We start from the raw sequence: 7428 nt of genomic DNA on the forward strand, positions 1-7428 counted from the left end.
CGAACTGCAGGCTGAAGCCTTGGCACTGGCTTGAGCGGCATGCTTCAAGACAGTTGCTGAATTAAGCCGCGCCGCGAAGCGGCGTCGGCTTGAATGAATTGTTAGGCCGCATGCTACACGGCCAAAAGCGCCGGGTCATACCAGACCTCTGTTTGCTCCGGCGCCAGCAACACCCGCCAACCAGGAGCAAGTGCAAGGAAAGGGATGAGTGACGGGGTGTGCGCAACAAGATGGTGAACATGCAACGGCTGAAAGAACTCCGAATCATCGGATAGCTCACCGCCCCAGATGTACCAGCCACATGTCCCTGCCTCCGGCCGATGACGCAAAGCATTGAGCGGCAGTCGGGAGAGCGTGGGAAGCGCAACACCGACACGCTGATCCTCGCCAGGAGGATCAAACAGCGAGCCGAACTGCTCACATATATCCGCTTGCGAGGTGGACTGCTTCATGCGGCCTAACACCTGAGTTAAGCCGACTTGCGTAGTGGAGCCAAAGCCATGGCAAGCTTTTTCTGCCATGGCTTTGGTGGAACGAAGTAAGTTCGGCTTGAACGCATTGTTAGGCGGCTACGGATCGCCAAACAGGAAGTCAAAGGGAACCTCCCGCGTGCGGGAATCCGAACCCGCCACATATCGCCATTTTGCCACCGCCGCCTGAGCAGCACCAAGCCAAGCGGGATGGCCGGATGACGTAAGAACTTTGGAGGAGCGAACTGATCCGTCCGGATCGATGTAGAGCTCCAGTGTCACCGTACCTTCGCGAAGCTCAGTGATCCGAGGGGCCTCCGGTGCTGGGCAGTGAAGGAGTTCCGGATCCAGTTGCGAGCAAGCCTCATTGCCTATGGCAGCAGCAGGCGAACTAGCTAATACAATGACGATCCAGAGTGCGTTCATAGCCGCCTAACGCCTAAGTTAAGGCGAACCGCGTAGTGGAGCCAAACACATGGCAAGCTTTTTCTGCCATGTGTTTGGTGGAACGAAGCGGTTTCGGCTTGAACGCATTGTTAGGGCGCGTACTCATGGAGTCTGAAACCAGGACTCCAAGCCAACCCATTTGCCGCCTACAAGACGAGTTTTACAGGTAGCCCTGTAATAATTGTCGCCGTCTGCGCCCAGGCGGCAGCTAATCTCAACGGAGGCTGACTTCATGCGGTAGCGACCGACGAGAAATTGGATTTTATCCATACCGCAGAGCTCAAGCCAAGCATCGCCTTTGGAGTTGATACCCGATGTGCTGCGCGTGAGTGAATAAGCGTGATTGCCATAGCCAATGACAAGCGTGCCGGCATAAGGCTTACCCGTAGCTGGGTCTTTGCCAATGATCTCGTAGCTACCCTCAAGCCCGGCAGGCACCTCTGGATCGAGCGGCTGCCGATTACAGAAATCAGCAGCGCTGGCGCTGAGACTAAAAGCAAAGACTCCGATTGCCAATAAAATATTCATCAGCGCCCTAACGCCTAAGTTAAGCCGACTCGTGTAGCGCAGCCAACAACATGGCAAGCTTTTTTTGCCATGTTGCTGGCGTAGCGAAACGAGTTCGGCTTGAACGCATTGTTAGGTGTCATTTGCTTCGTTCCTTGGGGAATCCGCTCCCCGCAGGTCGGAGGGATGCGGCAGAACCGCCGGTGCAGGGCCGGACAAGCCGTAGACCTCAACTCCGGACAGCGTCCCCTCGCTTGAGTAGACGAAGATGCCAGACATGTGATCTTGGTCTCCGAAGGTGTAGTCGCCCAGGACATGCACTCCTGGGGCAGGACTCGGTCTGCCGGGGATCTTAAAGTTGAAGCTGGCACAACCGCATTCGCAGCGCCAGGTAGATGCCGCCGCCATGTCCAATTGGCTCAAGTAGTCGCGCGCCTCGGGTCCGCCATGCTCAAGCATCCAGCGTGCGAGAGCATGCTCGTCCTTGGTGAGTGGCCGGATCGCTTCGTTGTCTGCCATGACACCTAACACCTAAGTTAAGCCGAGGCGCGTAGTGGAACCAAGCACATGGCAAGCTGTACCTGCCATGTGCTTGGTGGAACGAAGCGGCTTCGGCTTGAACGCATTGTTAGGCCGCACTGACATAAAACCACAGCATCCAGCCCGCGATGCACAGCAAGACGCAGAATGGACCAAGAACAAGCGCTACCAAAAGTGGCATTTGCTTGAAATGCCTTGCGAAACTAGAAGCAACCAAGCTGCCGATAGCGACGGAGCTCCAGAACGAAAGATTGCCTCGAAGGTCAGGCGAGTCCTGACCGAAGAAAGCTATCGTAGCGAGCGTCCGAACGATCGGTAGAACGAGCAAGCCCGAAGCCAGAGCTATAAGTACGTGAGCGTAGCGACGAGATCCCACATGGCCGCGATACAGACTTGCTTTTGGCGATTGATACGGATTGATCATCGATGTGCGGCCTAACACCTAAGTTAAGCCGCGCCGCAGCGGGGCGTGAAGCACATGGCAAGCTCTTTCTGCCATGTGGTTTGCGCCCCGATGCGGCGTCGGCTTGAACGCATTGTTAGGTGCCGCCCCATTACGGCACGTAGACCAGATGGACAGTAACCGAGATGCCTGACTGTGTCTCAACCACCTGTGCGTGAAGTATCAGGTCGCTCCGACCTTCCTCTTGCGTCCAGAGGTCGACGATGACATCCCAGTGGCTACCGGTCCAGATGCAGACCGAAGACTCCCAAGTTGCCTCCGGCAGCTCTACCAAGGTAGCGCCGTATTCACTCAGATAGTCACGGATCTGGGTGGCTGTTTCGATTGAGACAGGCTCGACGCCAGGAATTTGGGCTTCCAGGCGATAGTCGGCGGCGACGAGCGCGGCCACGATCTCTCGGAACATGTGCCGCCAAGTTGTTGGGATTGGCCGTTGGACCTCATCGCTAGGGCTTTGTTGGCTCATGTTGCGATCATTTCAGTGCGGCGCCTAACACCTATTCGGCCTCTTCGTCGAGGCGTTGCACAGATTATGCAATGCCCCGCTCCAGTGTCACCAGCAGAATTTTTCTCTTATATCAGCAAGTTGAATCAACCCGGCGATCGAAGGCTGTTCGCAGCACCCAGCGTTATCGGACTCGCCTGCGGGTGTAATGGGTTACACCTGCGATCTGGGGGCATAACCATGGCAGAGCGTGCTTTTGGTGCATTTGTCGGCATGTTCCAGACAGGCGTTGGGTTCGGTGTAACCCCGGGGGTGGGTTTCGCCGTCCATGGCGGAAACCCGGGTTCTCCGTGCGACGCTGCAGTCTTGGGCCGGCACTCAGGTACGCGCTTTTTGTGCCTCGATCATTTTCCAGCCGTTCCCCGACGGATCGCGGAAATTGGCGTCCACGCTGCCATAACGCTCCGTTGGTTCCTGGGTGAACTCCACGCCGCGGGCCTGCAGCCTTTCGTACGCGGCGCGGCAGTCGTCGACGACGAGGACGAGGGGCGGCATGGCGCCCTTGGCGACGACTTCGCGCAGGGTCTTGGCGGTGTCCGCGTCGACGGTCGGTGGCTGCGGGGCGAACAGGCCGAGCTGGAACGCCGGCTGGTCGGGGTGCTGCACGGTCAGCCAGCGGTAGTCGCCGTTGCGGGCGTCGGTGTGGACGCGGAAGCCGAGCTTGCCGACGTAGAAGTCGTGGGCTTCGTCCTGGTCGCGCACGTACAGGCCGATGACGAGGCCGGAAACGGTGATGTCGGTGGCGAGGGCGCTGTGGTTCATGGGTCTTCCTTCGTGTTGGGGGCGCCCACGGTATCGCCGGCCTCGCGCCGCCGCTTCTCCGAAACTGCGATGGTGAGGTCGGGCCGCCGGGCGGCGCTGAGGAAACAGCCGGGCACCTGTTCGAGTGCATGCGCGGCGGCCCGTTCGCGCGCACGCAACTGGCGCGGGGTTTCGCCGGTGATGTCGCGGAAGGTGCGGCCGAACGTGCCCAGGCTGTTCCAGCCGGTCTGCAATGCGATGTCGAGGATCGGCAGCTCGGTGTCGCGCAGCAGCGCGGTGGCGCGCTCGATCCGGCGGGTGAGCAGGTAGCGGTGCGGCGGCACGCCGAAGGCATCCTTGAACGCGCGTGCGAAGTGGGCGGCGGAGACGTGGCTCACGCGCGCCAGCCGCTGCACGGGCCAGGCTTCGTGCGAGGCGGCGTCCATCCGGTCCCTGGCGCGCAGCAGGCGGCGCAGCAGTTCCGGGTCGTGGCCTGTCGATGCGGGCGTATCCAATGCGGCGCGCTCAGAATCCGTAGCGCAGGAATCCCCCGTCCACCGCGATGCATTCGCCGGTGATGTACGCCGCCGCGGGCAGGCACAGGAAGGCCACTGCGGCGGCGACTTCCTCGGGTTCGCCAACGCGGCCCATGGGGGTGCGCATCAGCACTTCGTCGAGGTAGTCGGGATCGGAGAGTTTTTCCGAGGTGCGGCGGGTGCGGATGTACCAGGGCGCCACTGCGTTGACGCGCACGCCGTCTTCGGCCCATTCGACGGCGAGGTTGCGGGTCATCTGGTGCATCGCGGCCTTGGTCATGCCGTAGGGCGCGCCGCTGCGCACGTGGGTCGCGCCGGACACGCTGCCGACGTTGACCACGCTGGACGCGGCATGCCGGGTCAGCAGCGGGTAGGCGTAGCGCGTGAGTTCGAAGGCGCTGAACAGGTTGATCTCGAAGATCTCGCGCCACTCGTCCTCGGTGTAGTCGGTGGCGGCGCGTGTGAGGTTGCCGCCGGCGTTGTTGACCAGGATGTCGAGGCCTTCGCCCTGGTCTTCGACCCAGTCGAGCAGTTCGCGGCGCTGTTCGTCGTCGGCGACGTCGGCGATCAGGGCGCGCACGTCGCCGTCGGGGAATTCATCGGCGAGTTCGTCGCGCGCGCGTTCGAGGATGTCGCCGTTGCGCGCGGCGAGCAGCACGCGGGCGCCGAAGCCGAGCAGTTCGCGCGCGATGGCCAAGCCGATGCCGGCGCTGCCGCCGGTCACCAGCGCGAGTTGGCCGTCGAGTCGCCAGCGGTGCGGGTCCATGGCGGGTTCCGGTGTGGGGTGGGCGTAGCATAGCGCCGGGCTACGAGGCCACGGCCACCGGGAGACCGCCATGACGAATGCGAACCCTTCGATTGCTGCCAGCTGCGCCGTGTTGCTGGCGCTTGCGTGCGCCGCGTGCTCGCGGCCCGAGCCGGTGCCGGCCAGCGATCCGCCGGAGCCGCAGGCCACGCAGCTGCGCGATGCGGTGCAGGCGCCGATCGACCGCGCGAAGGCGGTCCAGGACACGGTGGAGGATGCGGCGGTGAAGCAGAAGGCGGCGATCGAGGCGGCCGGGGGATGAAGGTTTGCGGCGTTCGTCGCTGCTGCGAAGGCCGTTGGTCCTGATCGCCATCCCCGCGCAGGCGGGGATCCAGTCCTCCGCGGCTGGATGACGATCTCGCGGCGTCCGCCGCGCCTGCCGGGAGCCGTCTGTCGTGGCCGCCGTCCGTGCGTGGGACGACGGTCAGAACCCGCAGAAGCAGTACGCCAGCGCCTTGACCGGCTGGCCCGGACGGGCGACGGCGGCGTCGAGGAACTGCAGGTCGCGGCGCGCCTGCGGCATGGCTTCGGCAAGGACGGCGGCGCTGGCCAGTTCGCGGGTGAACGCCGAGTGCCGCAGCCAGCTGGCGCCGAGGTGGCTGCCGGCGAAGTCGGTGAACAGACGCTGGAACGGGGTCGCGAGCTTTTCGATGTAGCGCACGCGGTAGTCGCCGTCCTTGCCCAGTTCGGCACGGGTGGCGGCGTCGGCGATGGCGTCGCGCAGGCCGCCGAAGGCGTCGACCAGGCCGCGTTCCTTCGCCTGCGCGCCGCTCCACACGCGGCCGCGCGCGACGGCGTCGATCTGTTCGACGCTGCGGTCGCGTGCCTTGGCCACGCGACCGGTGAAGTCGCGGTAGCCCTTGTCGATCACCGACTGCACCACCTGCCCGACTTCCGGCGACAGCGGACGGGTCAGGTCGAACGCGCCGGCAAAGCGCGTGGTGCCGACGCCGTCGGTGTGCACGCCGATCCTGTCCAGCGTACGCGGGAAGGTGGGGATCATGCCGAAGATGCCGATCGAGCCGGTGATGGTCGACGGGTCGGCGTAGATGCGGTCGGCGTCCATGCTGATCCAGTAGCCGCCGGACGCGGCCAGGTCGCCCATCGAGACGACGACGGGCTTGCCGGCGGCCTTCAGCGCGACCACTTCGCGGCGGATCTGTTCGGAGGCGAACACCTCGCCGCCGGGCGAGTCCACGCGCAGCACCACGGCCTTGACGTCGTCGTCGTCGCGCGCCTGTCGCAGCAGCGCGGCGGTGGAGACGCCGCCGATGCTGCCCGGCGGCTGTTCGCCGCCGGCGATGCCGCCCTCGGCCACGACCACGGCTACCTGCGGCCGCTCGTCGACCACCGCGGTGGTGCGGTCGATCCGCTGCAGGTAGCCGCCCAGCGACACCTGGCGGAAGCCGCCGTCGGCATCGGGATCGGCGGCGCCGCGCTCGGCCAGCAGGTCCTCGACCTGCTCCTGCGTCTTCAGGCCATCGACCAGCTTGTGCTGCAGCGCGTATCTGGCCAGGTCGCCGCCCGCGGCCTCGATGCCGGCGGGCAGGCTGTCGATGTCGGCGGCGAGCGTCTCGGGCGTGAGCTTGCGCACCTTCGCCACGTCGGCGAGGTAGCGTTGCCAGACGTCGCCCATCCAGTACAGGTCGGCCTCCTTGGCCTCGGGCGAGGCGGCGTCGAGGATGAACGGCTCCACCGCCGACTTGTACTCGCCGACCTTGAACACGTGCACGTCGACACCGAGCTTGTCCTGCAGGCCCTCGCGGTAGAACTGGTGGTAGCGGCCCAGCCCCTCCAGCATCAGCCCGCCCATCGGGTCGAGGTAGACCTCGTCGGCCTGCGCGGCCAGCAGGTACTGCATCTGGTCGAAGTTCTCGCCGAACGCGACCACCTGCTTGCCCGCCGCGCGCACGCCGGCCACCGCCGCGGCGACTTCGCGGATCGAGGCGTAGCCGGAGAAGCTCATCCGGTCCACGCGCAGCAGCACGCGCTCGATGCGGTCGTCGGTGCGCGCCTTGTCCAGCGCGCGCAGCAGGTCGCGCAGCTGCACCTCGTGCAGGCCGTTGCCGCCGAACGCGGTGAGCGCGCGCATCGCCGGGTCGATGCTGTACTGCTCGACCAGCGCGCCTTCCGGCGCGATCACCAGCGTGGTCTGCTTCTGCAGCGGCGCGATCCGCCCCGCCGCGGCCATCGCCACCAGCACGATGACCAGCAGGCCGAAGAACAGGATGTTGAACGCCAGCCGCCGGACGAAGTTCATCGCGTCCCAGACGAAGATGAAGAAGGCGGCGACGGGACCGTGGCGGTTGCCCTGGGGGGGCTGGTTCATGCGTGGAACTCCAGGAAAATTCGAAAGGCCGATGCCGTTGATTGCCCTTTGTAGGAGCGGCTTCAGCCGCGAGCTTTTCGACCAG

Annotated in this window: 10 protein-coding genes; 1 reads left to right on the forward strand and 9 read right to left on the reverse strand. The window is 64.4% G+C overall.

The features are described 5' to 3' along the window. Positions 1 to 113 precede the first annotated feature (113 nt). From ABD679_RS01820 to ABD679_RS01855, 8 genes are all read right to left on the reverse strand, one after another. On the reverse strand, positions 114 to 452 hold the full coding sequence (locus tag ABD679_RS01820; protein WP_344758236.1) for an immunity protein Imm33 domain-containing protein: 339 nt from the start codon (positions 450 to 452) through the stop codon (positions 114 to 116). Between the two features lie 117 nt (positions 453 to 569). Continuing rightward, the gene (locus ABD679_RS01825) at positions 570 to 896 is read right to left on the reverse strand and encodes an energy transducer TonB (RefSeq protein ID WP_344758237.1); all 327 of its coding nucleotides are present in this window, start codon (positions 894 to 896) and stop codon (positions 570 to 572) included. Positions 897 to 1019: 123 nt separating this feature from the next. Further along, positions 1020 to 1445, reverse strand: coding sequence for a hypothetical protein (locus ABD679_RS01830; RefSeq protein WP_344758238.1), 426 nt, complete (start codon positions 1443 to 1445; stop codon positions 1020 to 1022). Between the two features lie 111 nt (positions 1446 to 1556). Then, complete coding sequence (locus tag ABD679_RS01835) at positions 1557 to 1943, reverse strand: hypothetical protein (protein WP_344758239.1); 387 nt, start codon at positions 1941 to 1943, stop codon at positions 1557 to 1559. Between the two features lie 575 nt (positions 1944 to 2518). Continuing rightward, positions 2519 to 2893 carry a DUF7668 domain-containing protein gene (locus tag ABD679_RS01840; RefSeq protein ID WP_344758240.1) on the reverse strand — a complete coding sequence of 125 codons (375 nt, stop codon included), beginning with the start codon at positions 2891 to 2893 and terminating at the stop codon, positions 2519 to 2521. A 357-nt stretch (positions 2894 to 3250) separates the two neighbouring features. Beyond that, positions 3251 to 3694 (reverse strand): VOC family protein, encoded by a 444-nt coding sequence (locus ABD679_RS01845; protein ID WP_344758241.1) that lies wholly within the window; start codon positions 3692 to 3694, stop codon positions 3251 to 3253. Then, a complete protein-coding gene (locus ABD679_RS01850; protein ID WP_344758280.1) occupies positions 3691 to 4119 on the reverse strand; it encodes a helix-turn-helix transcriptional regulator in 429 nt (142 codons plus the stop codon). The genes ABD679_RS01845 and ABD679_RS01850 overlap by 4 nt, the downstream gene beginning before the upstream one ends. 79 nt (positions 4120 to 4198) lie before the next feature. Beyond that, on the reverse strand, positions 4199 to 4975 hold the full coding sequence (locus ABD679_RS01855; protein ID WP_344758242.1) for an SDR family oxidoreductase: 777 nt from the start codon (positions 4973 to 4975) through the stop codon (positions 4199 to 4201). A gap of 70 nt (positions 4976 to 5045) precedes the next feature. Between ABD679_RS01855 and ABD679_RS01860 the strand changes: the two genes are divergently transcribed. Continuing rightward, the gene (locus ABD679_RS01860; RefSeq protein ID WP_344758243.1) at positions 5046 to 5276 is read left to right on the forward strand and encodes a hypothetical protein; all 231 of its coding nucleotides are present in this window, start codon (positions 5046 to 5048) and stop codon (positions 5274 to 5276) included. A 162-nt stretch (positions 5277 to 5438) separates the two neighbouring features. Here the strand turns inward: ABD679_RS01860 and sppA are convergent, their stop codons facing one another. Next, a complete protein-coding gene (gene sppA, locus ABD679_RS01865; protein ID WP_344758244.1) occupies positions 5439 to 7343 on the reverse strand; it encodes a signal peptide peptidase SppA in 1905 nt (634 codons plus the stop codon). Positions 7344 to 7428: the final 85 nt, after the last annotated feature.

It is taken from the genome of Luteimonas lutimaris (assembly GCF_039537065.1).
GTDB classification, from domain to species: domain Bacteria; phylum Pseudomonadota; class Gammaproteobacteria; order Xanthomonadales; family Xanthomonadaceae; genus Luteimonas; species Luteimonas lutimaris.